The organism is Cyclobacterium salsum (assembly GCF_010119245.1).
GTDB classification, from domain to species: domain Bacteria; phylum Bacteroidota; class Bacteroidia; order Cytophagales; family Cyclobacteriaceae; genus Cyclobacterium; species Cyclobacterium salsum.
This window is the reverse complement of record NZ_WNKG01000007.1, coordinates 37,880-55,023: the sequence shown is the minus strand read 5'-3', so window position 1 is coordinate 55,023 and position 17,144 is coordinate 37,880. Positions and strand designations below refer to the sequence as shown.

Annotated in this window: 16 protein-coding genes; 13 read left to right on the top strand and 3 right to left on the bottom strand. The window is 44.4% G+C overall.

Annotation, left to right across the window (positions count from 1 at the left end; genetic code table 11):
* The first annotated feature begins 61 nt into the window (after positions 1-61).
* From GJS45_RS13370 to GJS45_RS13350, 5 genes are all read left to right on the top strand, one after another.
* Positions 62-1,528 (top strand): MBOAT family O-acyltransferase, encoded by a 1,467-nt coding sequence (locus GJS45_RS13370; protein ID WP_162342365.1) that lies wholly within the window; start codon positions 62-64, stop codon positions 1,526-1,528.
* Positions 1,529-1,533: 5 nt separating this feature from the next.
* A complete protein-coding gene (locus tag GJS45_RS13365) occupies positions 1,534-2,475 on the top strand; it encodes a hypothetical protein (RefSeq protein WP_162342364.1) in 942 nt (313 codons plus the stop codon).
* A 189-nt stretch (positions 2,476-2,664) separates the two neighbouring features.
* A complete protein-coding gene (locus tag GJS45_RS13360) occupies positions 2,665-3,645 on the top strand; it encodes a formylglycine-generating enzyme family protein (RefSeq protein WP_162342363.1) in 981 nt (326 codons plus the stop codon).
* A 19-nt stretch (positions 3,646-3,664) separates the two neighbouring features.
* The gene (locus tag GJS45_RS13355) at positions 3,665-4,984 is read left to right on the top strand and encodes a Gfo/Idh/MocA family protein (RefSeq protein WP_162342362.1); all 1,320 of its coding nucleotides are present in this window, start codon (positions 3,665-3,667) and stop codon (positions 4,982-4,984) included.
* Between the two features lie 4 nt (positions 4,985-4,988).
* Positions 4,989-5,909, top strand: a complete 921-nt coding sequence (locus tag GJS45_RS13350) for a hydroxypyruvate isomerase family protein (RefSeq protein ID WP_162342361.1) — start codon at positions 4,989-4,991, stop codon at positions 5,907-5,909.
* A gap of 56 nt (positions 5,910-5,965) precedes the next feature.
* Here GJS45_RS13350 and GJS45_RS13345 read toward each other — a convergent pair whose 3' ends face one another.
* On the bottom strand, positions 5,966-6,439 hold the full coding sequence (locus tag GJS45_RS13345; protein ID WP_162342360.1) for a YcxB family protein: 474 nt from the start codon (positions 6,437-6,439) through the stop codon (positions 5,966-5,968).
* Between the two features lie 171 nt (positions 6,440-6,610).
* On the opposite strand from GJS45_RS13345, the gene GJS45_RS13340 reads away from it, so the two are divergent.
* On the top strand, positions 6,611-6,838 hold the full coding sequence (locus GJS45_RS13340) for a hypothetical protein (RefSeq protein WP_162342650.1): 228 nt from the start codon (positions 6,611-6,613) through the stop codon (positions 6,836-6,838).
* Positions 6,839-6,842: 4 nt separating this feature from the next.
* Here GJS45_RS13340 and GJS45_RS13335 read toward each other — a convergent pair whose 3' ends face one another.
* The gene (locus tag GJS45_RS13335) at positions 6,843-7,259 is read right to left on the bottom strand and encodes a Fur family transcriptional regulator (RefSeq protein ID WP_162342359.1); all 417 of its coding nucleotides are present in this window, start codon (positions 7,257-7,259) and stop codon (positions 6,843-6,845) included.
* Between the two features lie 101 nt (positions 7,260-7,360).
* Positions 7,361-9,136 (bottom strand): sodium:solute symporter family protein, encoded by a 1,776-nt coding sequence (locus GJS45_RS13330; protein ID WP_162342358.1) that lies wholly within the window; start codon positions 9,134-9,136, stop codon positions 7,361-7,363.
* Between the two features lie 285 nt (positions 9,137-9,421).
* On the opposite strand from GJS45_RS13330, the gene GJS45_RS13325 reads away from it, so the two are divergent.
* The 7 genes from GJS45_RS13325 (at position 9,422) to GJS45_RS13295 (ending at position 17,093) form a co-directional block, all read left to right on the top strand.
* The gene (locus GJS45_RS13325) at positions 9,422-10,495 is read left to right on the top strand and encodes a phosphotransferase enzyme family protein (protein WP_162342357.1); all 1,074 of its coding nucleotides are present in this window, start codon (positions 9,422-9,424) and stop codon (positions 10,493-10,495) included.
* A 22-nt stretch (positions 10,496-10,517) separates the two neighbouring features.
* Positions 10,518-12,611 carry an ATP-dependent DNA helicase RecG gene (recG, locus tag GJS45_RS13320; protein WP_162342356.1) on the top strand — a complete coding sequence of 698 codons (2,094 nt, stop codon included), beginning with the start codon at positions 10,518-10,520 and terminating at the stop codon, positions 12,609-12,611.
* 87 nt (positions 12,612-12,698) lie between these two features.
* Positions 12,699-13,535 carry an OmpA/MotB family protein gene (locus GJS45_RS13315; protein WP_162342355.1) on the top strand — a complete coding sequence of 279 codons (837 nt, stop codon included), beginning with the start codon at positions 12,699-12,701 and terminating at the stop codon, positions 13,533-13,535.
* A gap of 11 nt (positions 13,536-13,546) precedes the next feature.
* Positions 13,547-14,203, top strand: coding sequence for a pseudouridine synthase (locus GJS45_RS13310; protein ID WP_162342354.1), 657 nt, complete (start codon positions 13,547-13,549; stop codon positions 14,201-14,203).
* A gap of 87 nt (positions 14,204-14,290) precedes the next feature.
* Positions 14,291-15,262, top strand: coding sequence for an AAA family ATPase (locus tag GJS45_RS13305; protein WP_162342353.1), 972 nt, complete (start codon positions 14,291-14,293; stop codon positions 15,260-15,262).
* Between the two features lie 31 nt (positions 15,263-15,293).
* Complete coding sequence (locus GJS45_RS13300; RefSeq protein WP_162342352.1) at positions 15,294-16,343, top strand: sensor histidine kinase; 1,050 nt, start codon at positions 15,294-15,296, stop codon at positions 16,341-16,343.
* 12 nt (positions 16,344-16,355) lie between these two features.
* Positions 16,356-17,093: a LytR/AlgR family response regulator transcription factor gene (locus GJS45_RS13295; protein ID WP_162342351.1), complete on the top strand. Its 738-nt coding sequence runs from the start codon at positions 16,356-16,358 to the stop codon at positions 17,091-17,093.
* Positions 17,094-17,144 lie beyond the last annotated feature (51 nt).

Sequence of the window (17,144 nt, the reverse complement as noted above, 5' to 3'; positions counted from 1 at the left end):
GCAGAATCAGATGATTTGGTCATCTTGAATATTTTTACCCTACACTGTTAGTTAATTTATCATGTTATTCAATTCGGTTGAATTTCTGATTTTCTTGCCATTGGTTTTTATTTTGTACTGGTTTGTATTCAATAAAGACCTACGGACTCAAAATCTCTGGGTATTAGTAGCCAGTTATATTTTTTATGGCTGGTGGGATTATCGTTTTTTATCTCTGATCGCCTTTAGTTCGCTGGTGGATTTTTTTATTGGACTTCAGCTCAGCCGGAATCAGAAGGAGCAACAGCGCAAATGGTTGGTGGTGACTAGTGTCCTGGTGAATATTGGTTTTTTGGGATTTTTCAAGTATTATAATTTTTTTGCGGACAGCTTTGCCGAAGCGTTTACTTTTTTTGGCAGGTCAATGGATCCTGGGAGGCTTTCCATCGTACTGCCGGTAGGGATTAGTTTTTATACATTTCAAACGATGAGTTATACCATAGATATTTATCGGAAGAAACTCGCCCCGGCTACTGATCCCGTTTCGTTTTTTGCCTATGTCAGTTTTTTCCCGCAATTGGTAGCGGGCCCGATAGAACGTGCTACGAATTTACTGCCTCAGTTTTTAAAGAGACGCACTTTTGAATATAGTAAGGCGCTGGACGGCATGCGGCAGATCCTATGGGGCTTGTTTAAGAAGATTGTAATTGCAGATAATTGTGCTATTTACGTAAACGATATTTTTTCAAATTATGGAGATTATTCCGGGAGCACACTCTTTCTGGGAGCGGTTCTTTTTGCTTTGCAGATTTACGGGGATTTTTCCGGTTATTCGGATATCGCCATTGGGACGGCTCGTTTATTTGGGTTTGATTTGATGAAAAACTTTGCCTTTCCCTACTTTTCCCGGGACATTGCAGAGTTTTGGAGACGATGGCATATATCCTTATCCACCTGGTTTAGAGATTATGTATACATACCCCTTGGGGGAAGTAAGGTGAGTAAAGGGAAAACTGTCCGGAATATATTCGTGATTTTCATCGTCAGTGGTTTCTGGCATGGGGCGAACTGGACCTTTTTATTTTGGGGTGCTTTGCACGCAGTCTTTTACCTACCCCTTTTATTAGCAAAAAGAAACAGAACCCATACTAGCGACACGGTGGCTTCAGGGAAATACCTGCCTACAATCAAAGAATTCGTTCAAATGGGGAGCACCTTTCTCTTAACCGTACTTGCCTGGGTGTTTTTTAGGGCAGATAGCCTTTCTATGGCGTTTGATTACCTGTCTATTATTTTTTCTATACGGATCTTTGAACTGCCAATTAGTGATTTCTGGACTATGAATACTGGTAATCACCTCGTCTACCTTTTCTTCCTGATCATTGGGTTTGTTTTAGTCGAATGGCTTCAACGAGAAAAGAATCATGGATTAGAGTTGGACACGGAAAAAGTCCCAAAACCGGTCAGATGGGCTGCCTATTACGCCATCATTATCTTCTGCTTTATCATGAATGGAGTACAACAAGAATTTATTTACTTTCAATTTTAAAGCAAATGAAAAAATTTATTCTCCAAACGCTGTTTTTTGCTGTTCCATTCGCCGGGTATTGCCTGCTGATTTTCTTTATAGACCCGTTCAATTATTTTGACCGGGAGGGAATTTTTTCTACCTGTACCAAAGAGGAAGTGGTGCGGGATATTGAGCCTCATTTATTCAAGATGCTGGCGTTTGAAAATGATCCGAAACCTAACTGGGTCATAGGCGATTCCCGTAGCAATGGGCTCTATTATGTCGCAGACGAGGAAAATTGGGCCAATTTGGCCTATGGAGGTGCCAGTTTGAAAGAAATGATTCAGTCGTTTTGGTGGGCGAACACCATTCAGCAGCCGGATACGGTTTTGATGGGAATTAACCTCAGCCTGTATAATAAATACAATAAGCGATTTTGGGTAGAGGAGACCATTTCCAGGAAAAGCAATTTTTTCAGCTATTCTTTTAATAATTACACGTTCGAAGGTGCGCTTGCTTTACTACAGAGTGGTAACGACCAGAAAAAGACCCTTTCCGAAGAAGATAACCCGGATGCTAAAGATTATTATTGGCAAAAGAAATTGGAAGGAGTGGGTAAGTTTCACAGCAATATGGCTTATCCTACGGACTATTATCTGCAACTGAAGGAAATATCCAACTACTGCCGGGAACGTGGAATTAAGCTTATTTTCTGGATTCCGCCTTTACACCGTGATTATCAGAGTATGGTAGAAGACTATCCAGTCGAAAAACTTAATCATAAATTTTTGGCAGATTTAAGATCCCTGGCGGATGTATTTGATTTCAACTATACTTCGCAGTTGACCCTCGATAGAGATAATTTTAGAGACCCGGTTCATTTTACGGAGGAAGTTGCAAAAACGATTTTTCAAGAAATCAGGGCCTATTCTCCCAAGAATGCGGTTATTTATAAGTCTTCAGCTACGGATAGTAATTTTTTATAGAGGAAGCGCCTGGGGACCTTTTGATTAGGAATTCAGTTCCCTTTTTACCGAAAACGGGACCAATATACCGTCCCTGGCATTGCATTTTCAATTATTAAAAAATAAAAGTAATTTACACCTTCGAAAGTATTTACTTTAGTAGCGATAAACCAATCATTTATTTAATTGAAGCTATTCTCAACGTATTCCATGATAACTATTTTAAAAAGGACCACTTTGCTGGGCTCGGTAGCTGCGGTACTGCTGATAGGCAGTGGCTATCCCGTAGAAGATCCATTTGAACCCTACCAACAAGAAGTTCCCGGGACAGGAATGTCATTTTCCATGGTTCCTATCCCGGAAGGATCGTTCAGGATGGGAAGCAACAGCGGGGATCCCGATGAAGGTCCGGCGCATAAGGTAGAACTGGCCCCTTTCTGGATGGCCTCCCACGAAGTGACCTGGGACTTGTTTGAGTTGTTTCTGGACAAAGGATTTGAAGCTTCTACCAGTGAAGGGCCCCTTAGCCCGGAGGTAGATGGACTGACCCGTCCCTCCATCCCCTATCTGGACATGACCTTCGGGATGGGCAAGGAGAACAAGCCAGCCATAGCTATGACCCAATACGGAGCCATTCAGTTTTGTAGGTGGTTGTACCTGAAAACCGGGGTGTTTTTCAGACTTCCCACCGAAGCGGAATGGGAGTATGCTGCACGGGCAGGCTCAGAAACCGCTTATTTTTTTGGAGACGATCCAGCAGATTTGGATAAATACGCATGGTATGATGCCAACAGCGAGGGGACCACTCATGAAGTAGGCAAAAAGGAGCCCAATCCCTGGGGTCTTTATGATATATTAGGAAATGTCAACGAATGGACCATGGATCACTACGATCCGGAAGCCTACCAAACCAGGGAGATGCCCGCCGAGAACCCGTTGACGGTTTCCGAGGAGTTGTATCCGAAGGTGATTCGTGGCGGAAGTTATGACAGTGAAGCAGGGCATTTGAAAAGCAGTAAGCGGTTTGCCAGTACCGCCGAATGGAAAAGAATTGACCCGCAAATTCCCAAAAGTCAATGGTGGTTTCCAGAAGCACCGTTTCTGGGAATGCGGCTGGTCCGGCCCCTGAACCCGCCCAGTCCGGAAGAAATAGCGGACTATTACGGCAAAATACCAATGGAAGACTATTAATAATCTAACTCAAAGTAATATGAAAATCAAGAATAATAACCAAAGAAGGGATTTCATTAAGACCTCGGCACTACTGACCGGTGGAGCGATGTTAAGTCCATTTAGCCTATCCGGTGCCTATGCGGCCGGGGACGATGCCATCAAGATTGCTGTAATCGGATGTGGAGGCAGGGGAACGGGTGCTGTATTTCAGGCATTCGAAACCGGTCAAAATATCCAATTAGTGGCCATGGCGGACGCGTTTAAAGATCGTTTGGACCAAAGTTACGAGCGGATTTTTAAAAAATATGGTAAAGACAAAGTAGTCGTACCGGAAGAAATGAAGTTCACTGGGTTTGATGGCTATAAACATGCCATGAAAGAGGCTGATGTGGTCATCATTGCTACTCCTCCGGGTTTTCGTCCGGATCATTTTGAGGAGGCAGTCAGACAGGAAAAGCAAATTTTTATGGAAAAGCCGGTTGCTACGGACGCGGTGGGAATTCGCAGAGTGCTTGCGGCGGCAGAAATAGCCAAGGCGAAAAAATTAAACGTGGTGGTTGGTTTGCAGCGTCATTACCAGGATAACTACATCCAAACCATAGACCGTATCCACGACGGAGCAATTGGCGACATCATTGGTGGCCAGGTGTTTTGGAACGACGGCGGTGTTTGGGTTCGTGAAAGGCAGCCAGGCCAAACCGAAATGGAATACCAAATGAGGAACTGGTATTACTTTAACTGGCTCTGCGGCGACCATATTACGGAACAGCACGTGCACAATATTGATGTTGCCAACTGGGTGAAAAATGGCTATCCGGTTAAGGCAGAAGGCACCGGCGGAAGAACGGTCCGCAGAGGAAAAGAACATGGAGAGATTTTTGATCATCATGTGGTCTTGTTTACTTATGAGGATGGAACCGTCATTCACAGTGAATGCCGTCACTTTCCCGGAGCTACCAATCGGGTAGACGAAAGCTTCCAGGGAACGAAGGGTAAAGTGTATATGAATGCAGGTCATGTAGGCAGATTGACTGATTACAAGGGAAACAGCCTGTATGAGCACGACGGAAAAAACAACGCCAATCCTTATCAGGTGGAACATGACCAATTATTTGATGCCATTGTTAAGGGTGAATACAAGTTTGCAGATGCAGAAAATGCCGCTAAAAGCACCATGAGTTCGATCCTTGGACGATACGCCACTTACTCCGGAAAAACCATCACCTGGGACGAAGCGATCAATTCAAATGTCAGCCTGATGCCGGAACGCCTGGCCTGGGATGCCGATCCAAAAGTGGTTCCAAACGAAGAAGGCTACTACGCATTCGCAGTTCCCGGAAAAACTAAAGTGGTATAAGCAGATGGAACGAAGAAAATTCATACAAAACGTATCACTAGGCTCAGTGGCTGCCGGATTAACCGGCATGGGCACTTTGAAGGCAGCGCAAACAGATAGCCTTCCTGCCGATCAGACCTTTAATCTGGATTATGCGCCCCATTTTGGGATGTTTAAGCACCATGCGGGGGATGATTTACTGGATCAGATTACCTTTATGCACGAAAAGGGATTTCGAAGTCTGGAGGACAACGGCATGATGGGAAGAACGCCGGAGATGCAGGAGAAAATTGGCAATCACCTGGCCAAGTTAGGAATGACGATGGGCGTGTTCGTTCTCAATAAAGGGGGCAATGGTGCCAATACCCTGGCTGCAGGGAAGCAGGAGCATGTGGATATCTTTCTGGACGGTTGCCGAAAAGCGGTGGAAGTCGCTAAAAGAGTCAATGCTAAATGGACTACCGTGGTGCCGGGTGATTTCCAGCGAAATCTTCCCCTGGATATTCAGACGGCAAATGTGATAGAAGCGTTAAGAAAAGGAGCCGAAATCCTGGAGCCTCATGGCCTGACCATGGTATTGGAGCCATTGAGTGATACACCGAATTTGTTTTTAAGGTATTCGCCCCAGACCTATATGATATGCAAGGGAGTGAACAGCCCCAGTTGTAAAATCCTCTACGATATCTACCATCAACAGAAAAATGAAGGGCATTTAATAACCCTTATGGACATGTGTTGGGAGGAAATTGCCTACATACAAATAGGAGATAATCCGGGGAGAAAAGAACCGGGAACGGGTGAAATTAACTACCAGAATGTATTTAAATTTATCTACGAAAAGGGGTTTAAAGGAATCTGCGGAATGGAACATGGAAACGCCAATCCAGGAAAAGAAGGTGAAGCGGATGTCATAGCTGCCTACCGAAAAGCAGATAACTTTCTTTAGAACACCTGCTGTGGTAATATAAAGGGGACCAGCTTTCGGGTTGGTCCCTTTTTTTATTAGGCGACCAAGCCCTTTCTTTTCAAAATGGTTTCAATGAATTTTATTTCATTCTGGGAATTAAAAATTTTAAAGGGAAGGTGGATAAATTGGGCCTTCGACAACACCAAAATGTAGGCCTTGTCTTTTATTTGAGCTTTTTTAATCATTTCCCACTTAATCGGCATGCCTTGTTTGCTATTAATCTTCATCAAAACTTGCCGGCTGTCTATTTCATAGGAGAGTTTTTCAAACATTACTTTGTTTTGTTCCATTTGAGTCACGCCGGCAAATTGAATGACCCAAAAAAGCCAATACAACGCATATGCAAGCAATGCCATACTGATCCACCACCAGGAAGGGATCCAAAAGTAGCCACAGGCAATGGCTATCGCTATGAAAATCACCCACCACTGTTCCTTAAAAATATTCTTTAATCCTTGCTTGATATAGGTTCCTGTTTCCAGTTTGTATTTTTTAGTTTTAACAATCATGGTTTGCTTTTCATTTTGATCCGCAAATATCTCATGTTATCTGTTAGATAGCAAGTATATTCGGATTGCCTTTTAATTTTTATTTTTTTTCCAACATTGCTATCATTCTCATTGTTAACTTGTTGATTAATTAAAAATTATATTGTAATTTGATGAAAATCTTTGGATATGATGAGTAGCCTGGTAATCGATTTGGTGTTGTGCGGAGTGGCATACGTGGTATTGATCTATTTTGTTGCCACCCTTACCAAAGCCAAAATCAACAGAAATAGAAAAAATAACGATGACGATGGGGATGGCGGTGTCGAGGATTTTACGCCTCCGAAAATTGACCTTCCACCCGGGATCGTATGGCCTTCGGAAGACAGGGATAAAACAGAAAAACCCGCCGTATATTAATTTTTTAACTGCAATTCTTACAAATCCCCTGGATTAACAAACTCATTTCGCGTGCCTGGTAACCGCTGGGCAACATGATACTGGGCAAGGCGATTTCTTCCAGACAGTTCGTATTACCGCATACCTCACATTTAAAATGAACATGTTCGTGATCGTGATGAGGCTCTTCGGTGCTGTGGTTACACAGCGCATATTTAGCCGCTCCGGTATCGTCCAGTACCTTGTGGATTAGGTCGTTTTCTAAAAATGTCTTCAGGGTCCTATAGATGGTGACCCGGTCAAAATTTTCTTTCAATGCCTCCTCCAGATCAGCATGAGATAGCGCAATCCTTTTTCCCAGGAATGTATTAAGAACATCTCTCCTGCAACTGGTTACCCTCAAGTTACTGTCTTTTAAAATATTGGCTGTTTTGACTTCCATTGCTTTCCAATTGATGCAAATTAACTTTTTCTATTCGTTTTACCGATAAAACGAGCATCTACTGAGAAAAATTCCCATCATTTGGCGTTCGAACCCAATGTTTATCTCATTTTTTTCCAGCCTCTAAATATGAGGATACCGCCCGCTGCTGAAATGACAGTGGCAATAATGGCCGATATGGTTTCGCCGTAGATCCAAAAACCCGCAGCAAATAAAGCGGCATACACCATGATGGATCCAATTAGCATCAGTCCTATTTCCATGGGGAGCTGCCCGATTTCCTCTTTTTCATCGGGGTATTTGGCCAGAAGTTTTTTCCATCCCCAGCTCGCTGGTCTCACCTTTCTGTAAAAGGAAAGCAATACCTTATCGTCTTCCGGTTTGGTCAGCAAGGTAACGGAAACCCAGGTGATGGTAGTCAGGGAAACACCAAAAAGCAGTTTCAAATAGGCCATGTCGTCCGGAATGGGCCAAAACCCTAGTTTGTTGTGTATGGATTCGAAGTAAATAGCCACGATAAATGATACGATCATGGCCGAAATTTCTGTGTAAGCATTGATTCTCCACCAAAACCACCTGAGGATGAATATCAGTCCGGTGCCTGCACCGATTTGCAATAGTATATTGAATGCCTCCAGGGCATTGGAAAGCACGGTTGCCAACAAGGCAGCGAGTACCATCAGACCAACCGTAGAAAGACGGCCAACAGCCACCAGCTCCTTGTCGGAGGCATCTGGCTTGACAAAACGGGCGTAAAAATCATTCACCACATAGGAAGAACCCCAGTTCAGGTGCGTTGATAAAGTGGACATGACGGCAGCTATCAGCGAAGCAAGTACCACACCGATCAAACCCGTTGGTAAGAAGGTCAACATGGCGGAATAGGCCAGGTCATCTCCGAGTTTGCTCTCTTCAATATTAGGAAATGCCTCTTGCATATCGCTCAACTGAGGAAATAGAATCAACGAAGAAAGGGCAATGATAATCCAGGGCCAGGGCCGGATAGCATAATGGGTGATGTTAAACAGCAAGGTGGCACCTATGGCATTTTTTTCATCCTTTGCAGATAACATTCGTTGGGCGATGTAACCTCCCCCTCCCGGCTCTGCTCCCGGATACCAGGTAGCCCACCACTGTACCGCCAGGGGCATGATAAATAACGGAATCAGCAGGTTCCAATCACTGAAATCGGGTATGATGTTCAACTTATCGGACACATTGGGATGGCTGAGTAAATTGTCCAGGCTTCCGATTTCAGGAAGGCCCACGATGTAAATGGCAGCACCAAATGCGCCGCCCATCGCAATAAAGAATTGAAAAAAATCTGTGAGTAACACGCCTTTTAATCCACCCAATGAACTGTAAATTACTGTCACCACCGAAACGATCAAAAGCGTTTCCCAGGAACTTAGTCCCAGCATGACTCCAAATATTTTAATGGCTGCCAGAGAAACGGTCGCCATGATCACCACATTAAAAAATACGCCCAGGTATAACGCCCGAAAGGCCCGTAAGAAGGCAGCTCCTTTTCCTCCATACCTTAATTCGTAAAATTCCAGATCGGTTGTGACTTCGGAGCGCCTCCATAATTTGGCGTAAACAAACACGGTCAACATTCCCGTTAGTAGAAATGCCCACCAAACCCAGTTACCGGAAACACCATTTTTACGGACAATGTCAGTCACCAGGTTGGGTGTATCTGCGGAAAAGGTGGTTGCCACCATACTTACCCCCAGCAGCCACCAGGGCATGTTTCTTCCGGATAGGAAAAATTCTTTGGCATTTTTACCCGCTGTTTTGGAGGCGATCACGCCTATTAACATGGATATCACAAAAAATGAAATGATTATTGCCCAATCGATGATTGAAATATTCATGGTAAACTTGGATTAAGATGGTTTTTGGTCCAGGATACGTGGTACATGTTGACCTTAACAGGTTATGGTAAAATTTTGCTAATTAAATAAATCTTTTTCAATTATTTTAATTAATGCAGGAATTTTTTCACGGACGTGAAATTAGCCAGGTTCCGTTAAAATCAAAGCCCGCTCAGGTAAATATAGTCCCTTTCGGGATATATAGTCAAAAGTATCGTAATTTTACCCCTTCAAATCAATGTATTTTCCTAAATCAAATCGGAAACTAGTCAGAAAATAGCACATATGAAGGAGTCAGTATTGGATGCATTGGCAAAAGCCTATGAATTGAAAACGGGTCAGATCAGCGTAAACAGGTTTGGATCCGGACATATTCACAAGACCTATCGGGTAGATGTAGCAGCTAATGCCTATATTTTGCAAGAATTTAATGATGCCGTTTTTACGCATCCTGAGCGTATTTCCGGAAATTTGGAATACCTGACGGGGCAATTTGACCCGGGTGATTTACCTTTCGCCCTCCCTTTGCCGATTACGAACACGGAAGGGGCGTTTTTTACGCGTCTGGACGAGGGGCTGTACCGCTTATTCCCCTTTGTGGGTGGTGTCACCCAAGATGCGGTTAGCCAAAAGGAGCAGGCGAAAATTGCTGCTGAGGCATTTGCCCGGTTTATTCAGGTATTTTTGCATGCGGATGCGGAAAAGATGGAGGATACCATCGCTCATTTTCATGATTTGGAGATTCGGTATCAGCAATTTGATGCAGCACTTAAAAATCCCCAAGTCCAAAAAGATTCCGACACCGAGAAAATGATTGATTATTATCTGGGGAGGAAAGACCTATTGGAAACCTATGGGCATTTCCGAAAACAACTTCCGTTGCGGGTAACCCACAATGATACAAAAATAAATAACCTTATTTTTGGTGAAAACCTGGACCAGGTAAATGCGCTTATAGATTTGGACACCATAATGGCTGGTTTTGTTTTTTATGATTTCGGTGATTTGGTCCGAACGGTAGCCTGTACCCGAGACGAATCCTCCATCGAATGGGATCAAATCCAGGTCGACATGGAAAAATACGAGGGTTTGTTGGAAGGTTTTTACTCCATACTAGGTCGGAATATTCAGGGGGAAGAGCTGGAGTCTTTGCCTTTTGGGGGAGAAATGATGACCTTAATTATGGGACTCCGCTTTTTGACCGATCATCTGAATGGAAACATTTACTATCAGGTAGACTACTCGGAGCAAAACCTGCACCGGGCAAAAAATCAGGCGGCCCTTCTGACTGCGCTAATCGAAAAAAGGCAGGCCATAAACGAATTGGAAGGAAAGCTCAGGAAAGCCCTGACACAGTGAAATTAGGCTAAAATTACAACCATTGACCGGTTTTTTTGACACCAAAATCGAATACCTGAAGGGGGTTGGCCCCCAGCGAGCACAGCTGCTGAACAAGGAACTGGAAGTGTTTACTTTTGGGGACCTGCTGCAGCATTATCCTTTCCGGTATGAAGACAGAACCCGGTTTTATAAAATACGGGAAATCCAACCCGATCTGCAACAGGTACAGGTGATCGGAAAGATTACATCCGTGCAGTCTATAGGAGAGGGAAGGAAAAGAAGACTGGTGGCGCAGTTTGCCGACGAAACGGGCATTATGGAGCTGACCTGGTTTAAGGGGCTAAATTGGGTTGGCAAAAAGCTGGTAGCGGGTGTTCCCATGGTGGCATTCGGCAAACCGCAGCGGTTTGGAGGTCGGTACAGTATGGTGCATCCGGATCTTGAACCCCTCAGTGGAAGGCAGGAAGAAGAGCCCTTTTTCCAGCCGGTCTATCCCACCACGGAGAAGCTCAGGCAGCGGTATTTGGATAGCAAGGGCATTTCCAAAATACTAAAAGCGCTGTTGCCCCTGGCTTTACCAAAGATTCCTGAAACCTTACCGATACCCATTCTTAATGCCCTGAAACTGGTATCCAAAAAAGAGTCGATCAAAGAGATTCATTTTCCATCGGGAACTGAAGCCCTGCGGAAAGCGATGTACCGGTTAAAATTTGAAGAGTTTTTCTTTTTACAGCTTCGGCTGTTGAAGTTAAAGCTCGCCAGAACCGAAAAATTCAGAGGTAAAGTACTGGATCAAACCCAACTGCTAACCCGTTTTTATAAAGAAATGCTTCCTTTTCAGTTGACCGGTGCGCAGAAGCGGGTTATCAAGGAAATCTACGCAGACCTCAAATCTGGCCTGCAGATGAATCGGCTGGTGCAAGGGGATGTGGGCTCGGGCAAAACCATTGTGGCATTTATTTGCCTATTGGTGGCGGTAGATTCGGGTTACCAAACCTGTATGATGGCACCCACCGAGATTCTGGCGAATCAACATTACGAGGGCTTGAAGGATTATTCGGAACAAATGGGCTTGAGGATCGCCCTTCTGACAGGTTCCAGCAGTAAAAGAAAGCGGGAAGAAATTCACCGGGATTTAGCTTCGGGGGAGCTTCATTTATTGGTAGGTACCCATGCGTTGCTGGAGGATGTGGTGCGTTTTCATCGGCTTGGGTTGGCCATTATTGACGAACAGCACCGGTTTGGCGTGGCCCAGCGGGCTAAATTATGGGCAAAAAACGATGATTTCTACCCTCACGTGCTGGTAATGACGGCCACCCCCATACCCAGAACCCTTGCCATGACCTTGTATGGAGATTTGGATATTTCCATCATTGATGAATTACCGGTAGGCCGGAAAGCCATTCAGACCGTTCATCGGTATGATAAAGACCGGCTAAAGGTTTTTGGATTTTTAAAAAAGCAAATCGAACAGGGAAGGCAGGTGTACATCGTATATCCGCTGATCGAAGAATCTGAAAAGAGCGATTTAAAGAGCCTGATGGATGGATATGAAAGCATTTGCAGGGCTTTTCCGGGCTATCCTATTGGCATATTACATGGCAATATGAAGCCAGGAGATAAGGATTTTGAAATGAACCGGTTTTCGAAAGGAGAGACGAAAATCATGGTGGCTACTACCGTAGTAGAAGTGGGCGTAAATGTTCCCAATGCCAGCGTGATGGTCATCGAAAATGCGGAGCGCTTTGGTTTATCCCAGCTTCATCAATTGAGAGGCAGGGTAGGCCGGGGGGCGGAGCAGTCCTATTGCATCCTGATGAGCAAGTATGAGTTGGGGAAGGATAGTCGGGTACGATTGGAAACCATGGTGAGGACGACCAATGGGTTTGAGATTGCAGATGTGGATTTGCGGCTAAGGGGTCCGGGCGACCTTTCCGGCACTCAGCAATCCGGCATTACGGACCTGAAAATGGCCGATTTAAGCAAGGATGGTGAAATATTGGTACAGGCGAGAGAGGTGGCCCGGAAAATTTTGGAACGGGATCCGCATCTAAGTTTTTCGGAAAACAAGCCCATAGCCGATCAGGTGGCACGACTTAGAAAAAATGAGTTGAATTGGAGTAGAATTTCCTGATCATTTCATCATACAAGCCGGAATTTTAATAGATTCCCTGTAAATTGGTATGTTTTTGGTGACGTTCATAAAAAAGACAGATATACTATGAGGAGAGCCTTACTATTCGGGAGTTTTTTAATTGGGGTAGTCTTGTTGGAGTCTTGTGTACCCCAGAAGAAATACCACGAAGTAAATATAAGGAATGCAGAGATGATGCGTTCTTTAAGAAATACGGAGGATGTTCTAGACAGTACCCGTCAGCAACTTGCCAGCCTTCAGGAATCAAACAAAGACCTTCAGGAGCAATTGGAAGCTGAGCAGCAGGAAAAGTCCGAGTTGGCAGACAGGCTGCAAAGGGCCATGTCCACATCCTCTTCTGTTCGTCAGGAACTTACCGAAAAGGAGCAACGGCTCTCGGAGCAGCAACAGCGGCTGGATTTGCTGCAGAACCTGCTGGACGAGCAGCGGGCGGTTATGGAGGGTTTGAAAACAACCATTGATAAAGCCCTGGTGCAATACCGTTCGGATGAACTCCAGGTAAACGAGCAAGATGGCAAGTTGTACGTATCGTTGCAAGATAAGCTTTTGTTTTCTTCGGGGAGTGCTACGGTGAACCAGGAAGGCAGAGAAGCGTTGGGAAAATTGGCAGTGGTCCTGAACAACAGTCCGGATATACAGATCATGGTCGAAGGGCACACGGATGATGTGCCTATTCGGGGTAGTTTTGAGGACAACTGGGAGTTAAGCACGGGTAGGGCCACGGCAATCGTTCGGATATTGACCGAAACCTACGAGGTGGCACCGGAAAGGGTCATTGCAGCTGGTCGAAGTTTTTACGAACCCAAAGCTCCCAATGATTCGCCGGAAGGACGGGCCAAAAACAGAAGGACCGAAATCATCCTCACGCCTCAGTTGAATGAATTGTTCCAGTTGTTGAGGTAAAACACCGTTATATGGATTACAGGTATTTCGTTGTCTACAAACCCTTCGGCATGTTAAGCCAATTTAGCGGAGAGGAAGATACCCTGGCAGCACTGGGTGATTTCCCTTCCGATGTTTATCCCGTCGGCAGGTTGGATAAGGACAGCGAGGGGTTGCTTTTACTGACGAATGACACTAAGCTCAATCACTTGCTGCTGGACCCGCATCATGGACATGAGCGGACGTATTGGGTGCAGGTAGAAGGGGATATTTCAGAGGAAGCACTGCGGCAATTGCAGCGGGGAATAACCATCACCATTAAAGGTAAGCCCTACAAAACATCAGGGGCCAGTGCCATTGCCCTTCCCGATGCGGAATCCCTGTTACCGTCACGTGTTCCTCCCATTCGTTTCCGAAAGAACGTATCCGATTCCTGGATAGCACTATCATTAAAAGAGGGCAAAAACCGGCAGGTTCGTAGGATGACCGCAGCGGTGGGTTTTCCTACCTTGCGCCTGGTAAGGTGGGCTATCGAATCATTAACGATACAGGGCTTCCAGCCGGGGGAAGTACGGTCACTTGAGCAGGAAGAGATATACGAATTTTTGAAAATTCCGTTATTAATTAATGGTGCATCTCAGGAAAAAAAGTCCAAATTTAACCCGGAAATAAATAAGAGAAGATTCTGAATTGGGATAAACCATGAAATATTCTAATTTAGGCTTCTATTTTGAGGCGATGCCTTTATTATCCTATTGAAATTTGAATCAAACAACATGCATCAGGAGAAGATACAAGAAGTCATTCAGGAAGTGAAAAAGATCGTAGTCGGCCAGGATAAAATGGTAAACCGGCTTTTGATCGGCCTATTCACCAACGGTCATATTCTTTTGGAAGGGGTTCCCGGATTGGCGAAGACCCTGACGGTAAATACCTTGTCCCAGGTGCTTCATTTGGATTTCAAACGGATTCAATTTACACCTGATCTTTTGCCATCGGATTTGGTGGGGACCATGATCTACAACCAATTAAACGCTAGTTTTGAGGTTAAGAAAGGACCTATTTTTTCTAATATCATCCTGGCAGATGAGGTCAACCGCTCTCCAGCCAAAGTTCAGTCGGCCTTATTAGAGGCCATGCAGGAAAAGCAGGTGACCATTGGGGAAACGACGTTTACCCTGGACCGGCCATTCCTGGTTTTGGCTACGCAAAACCCCGTGGATCAGGAGGGAACCTATCCGCTACCGGAAGCACAGGTAGACCGGTTTATGATGAAGGTAAATATTGATTACCCTTCCAAGTTGGATGAGTTAGAGGTAATGCGCCGGATGACTAATGCCCATTTTTCCTCGGAGGTTAATCCCATATTGGATAAGGAGAATATCTTTGCGATTCGGAATGCCATCAATGAGGTACAAATAGCCGAGGCGTTGGAAAATTACATTATTGAATTGGTGTTTTCCACGCGTTTTCCTGAGAAATACGGCATGCAGGAGGAAGCGAAATACATTCAGTTTGGCGCTTCTCCCCGCGCATCCATTAATTTGAACCTGGCGGCAAAAGCGACCGCCTTTATGGATGGACGGGACTACGTATTGCCGGAGGATATCAAAGCCATTGCCGAGGATGTTTTGAACCACCGGATCATTTTAAATTATGAAGCCGAAGCAGATAACGTGAGTACCCGGGACCTGATTCATAAAATCCTCGATAAAATCCCTTTGAATAAAGTGGCCGGTGTCCGTTAGTAGCGGTCCGCTGTGCAGAGAAGGGCAATGAATGGATAAATACAAGTTATATTGGCTATTACAACTATTTGGTTGGCTCTGTTTTGCCCTTGTCAATTTATTTTTTGTTTCGATGGTCAGAGGGATCACACCGATTCAGATAGGGGCTTACTTTTCCCTGGCTATTTTTTACTTTCTGTCAACACATTTTTTCAGGTTTCTGATAAAGAATAAAAGCTGGCTGGAATTTGAGCTGACCAAATTGATCAGCCATGTATTGATTGCGGTTTTGATTCTCAGTTTCTTGAACACCTTTGCCCAAATTATCATCAATTGGGTTTTTGGGACGCTGCATCTTCGGGAGGATTTCCGCCCACTGGTACTTTTGGCCAATCTTTTTACCAGTTTTCTGTTTTATTCGCTTTGGTCTTTGCTCTATTTTCTCTTTTATTTTTTGGATAATTATAATTCCAGCCTGAAATACCAGGCAAGGATTAATGAAATTAAACTGATTCATTTACGAAACCAGCTAAACCCGCATTTCATTTTCAATGCCCTGAATAGTGTGCGGGCGCTGGTAGACGAAAACCCCACCAACGCGAAAACGGCCATTACTCAGCTTTCCAACATTTTGCGGTATTCCCTGGTCATGGACAAGCATAAAACCATTCCGCTTTCGGAAGAGATGAATACGGTAAAAGACTATTTGAATCTGGAGTCCATTCGATTTGAAGAGCGTCTAAAAGTCCTGTATGATGTGGAACCCAAGGCCTATGAGTACAAAATCCCGCCGATGATGTTACAAACGATCGTTGAAAACGGCATCAAACACGGGATATCTAATTTGATGAAAGGCGGAATAATAGAAATCAAATGCACCATTGGACTGTTGGATGATTTGTATATTTGGGTTAGAAACAGCGGTCACCTCAAGGCGGATAAATCCCCACGGAAAAAAGGCGAAGGACATGGCATCGCTAACACGGTACAACGGCTAAAACTAATTTACGGAAACCGTGCTTCCTTTAAAATTTTCAATTATGGAAATGAATTCGTGGTCACAGAAATAAAAATACCAAAACAAAACCTTAATTTAGGATAAAATAAAAAAGATATGCGTGTATTAGTAGTAGATGATGAAAGATTGGCAAGGAAGGAGCTCATCAACCTATTGAATCAAAATGACAATGTGGAAGTCTTGGGTGAGGCCAACAATGTAGACGATGCCCGGGAAAAAATAGAAGAATTGAACCCAGAGGTCCTCTTTTTGGATATACAGATGCCGGAAAAAACCGGTTTTGATTTGTTGGAGGAATTGGATCATGTACCGCTTGTGGTATTCATTACCGCCTATGATGAGTTTGCCTTGCAGGCTTTTCAGGTAAATGCACTGGATTATTTATTGAAACCCATCGAGCCCGAACGCCTTACCGATACCCTCAAAAAGCTGGAGAAAAAGCTGGAGGAAATGAAAAAGGAAGAAGACGAAGCTGCTTCCAAAAGTCCCAAAAGCCAACTTTCCCTTACGGATCAGGTCTTTGTGAAGGATGGTGACAAATGTTGGTTTGTGAAGCTGGCCAATGTACGCCTATTTGAATCGGACGGGAATTACATTAAGGTGTATTTCGAGAATAACAAGCCCATGATTCATAAATCGCTTAATGCATTGGACGAGCGCCTGGACGAAAAGTCCTTTTTTCGGGCCAGCCGAAAACATATCATTAACTTGAGTTGGGTAGAATCCATTGAACCCTGGTTTAACGGAGGTTTGGTGGTAACTTTAAAGGGGGGAGAGCGGATTGAAGTGAGTCGGCGACAGGCCGCCCGTTTCAAAGATTTGATGAGCCTTTAATCAGAATGACAAGGCTTCATCAGGCGGATTGGCATTTAATAGGGGGATCTG

What these genes read in the sequence shown, in the direction of transcription:
- GJS45_RS13370 (WP_162342365.1), top strand. Translation starts at nt 62, where the DNA reads ATGTTATTCAATTCGGTTGAATTTCTGATTTTCTTGCCATTGGTTTTT.
- GJS45_RS13365 (WP_162342364.1), top strand. Translation starts at nt 1,534, where the DNA reads ATGAAAAAATTTATTCTCCAAACGCTGTTTTTTGCTGTTCCATTCGCC.
- GJS45_RS13360 (WP_162342363.1), top strand. Translation starts at nt 2,665, where the DNA reads ATGATAACTATTTTAAAAAGGACCACTTTGCTGGGCTCGGTAGCTGCG.
- GJS45_RS13355 (WP_162342362.1), top strand. Translation starts at nt 3,665, where the DNA reads ATGAAAATCAAGAATAATAACCAAAGAAGGGATTTCATTAAGACCTCG.
- GJS45_RS13350 (WP_162342361.1), top strand. Translation starts at nt 4,989, where the DNA reads ATGGAACGAAGAAAATTCATACAAAACGTATCACTAGGCTCAGTGGCT.
- GJS45_RS13345 (WP_162342360.1), bottom strand. Translation starts at nt 6,439, where the DNA reads ATGATTGTTAAAACTAAAAAATACAAACTGGAAACAGGAACCTATATC.
- GJS45_RS13340 (WP_162342650.1), top strand. Translation starts at nt 6,611, where the DNA reads ATGAGTAGCCTGGTAATCGATTTGGTGTTGTGCGGAGTGGCATACGTG.
- GJS45_RS13335 (WP_162342359.1), bottom strand. Translation starts at nt 7,259, where the DNA reads ATGGAAGTCAAAACAGCCAATATTTTAAAAGACAGTAACTTGAGGGTA.
- GJS45_RS13330 (WP_162342358.1), bottom strand. Translation starts at nt 9,136, where the DNA reads ATGAATATTTCAATCATCGATTGGGCAATAATCATTTCATTTTTTGTG.
- GJS45_RS13325 (WP_162342357.1), top strand. Translation starts at nt 9,422, where the DNA reads ATGAAGGAGTCAGTATTGGATGCATTGGCAAAAGCCTATGAATTGAAA.
- GJS45_RS13315 (WP_162342355.1), top strand. Translation starts at nt 12,699, where the DNA reads ATGAGGAGAGCCTTACTATTCGGGAGTTTTTTAATTGGGGTAGTCTTG.
- GJS45_RS13310 (WP_162342354.1), top strand. Translation starts at nt 13,547, where the DNA reads ATGGATTACAGGTATTTCGTTGTCTACAAACCCTTCGGCATGTTAAGC.
- GJS45_RS13305 (WP_162342353.1), top strand. Translation starts at nt 14,291, where the DNA reads ATGCATCAGGAGAAGATACAAGAAGTCATTCAGGAAGTGAAAAAGATC.
- GJS45_RS13300 (WP_162342352.1), top strand. Translation starts at nt 15,294, where the DNA reads ATGGATAAATACAAGTTATATTGGCTATTACAACTATTTGGTTGGCTC.
- GJS45_RS13295 (WP_162342351.1), top strand. Translation starts at nt 16,356, where the DNA reads ATGCGTGTATTAGTAGTAGATGATGAAAGATTGGCAAGGAAGGAGCTC.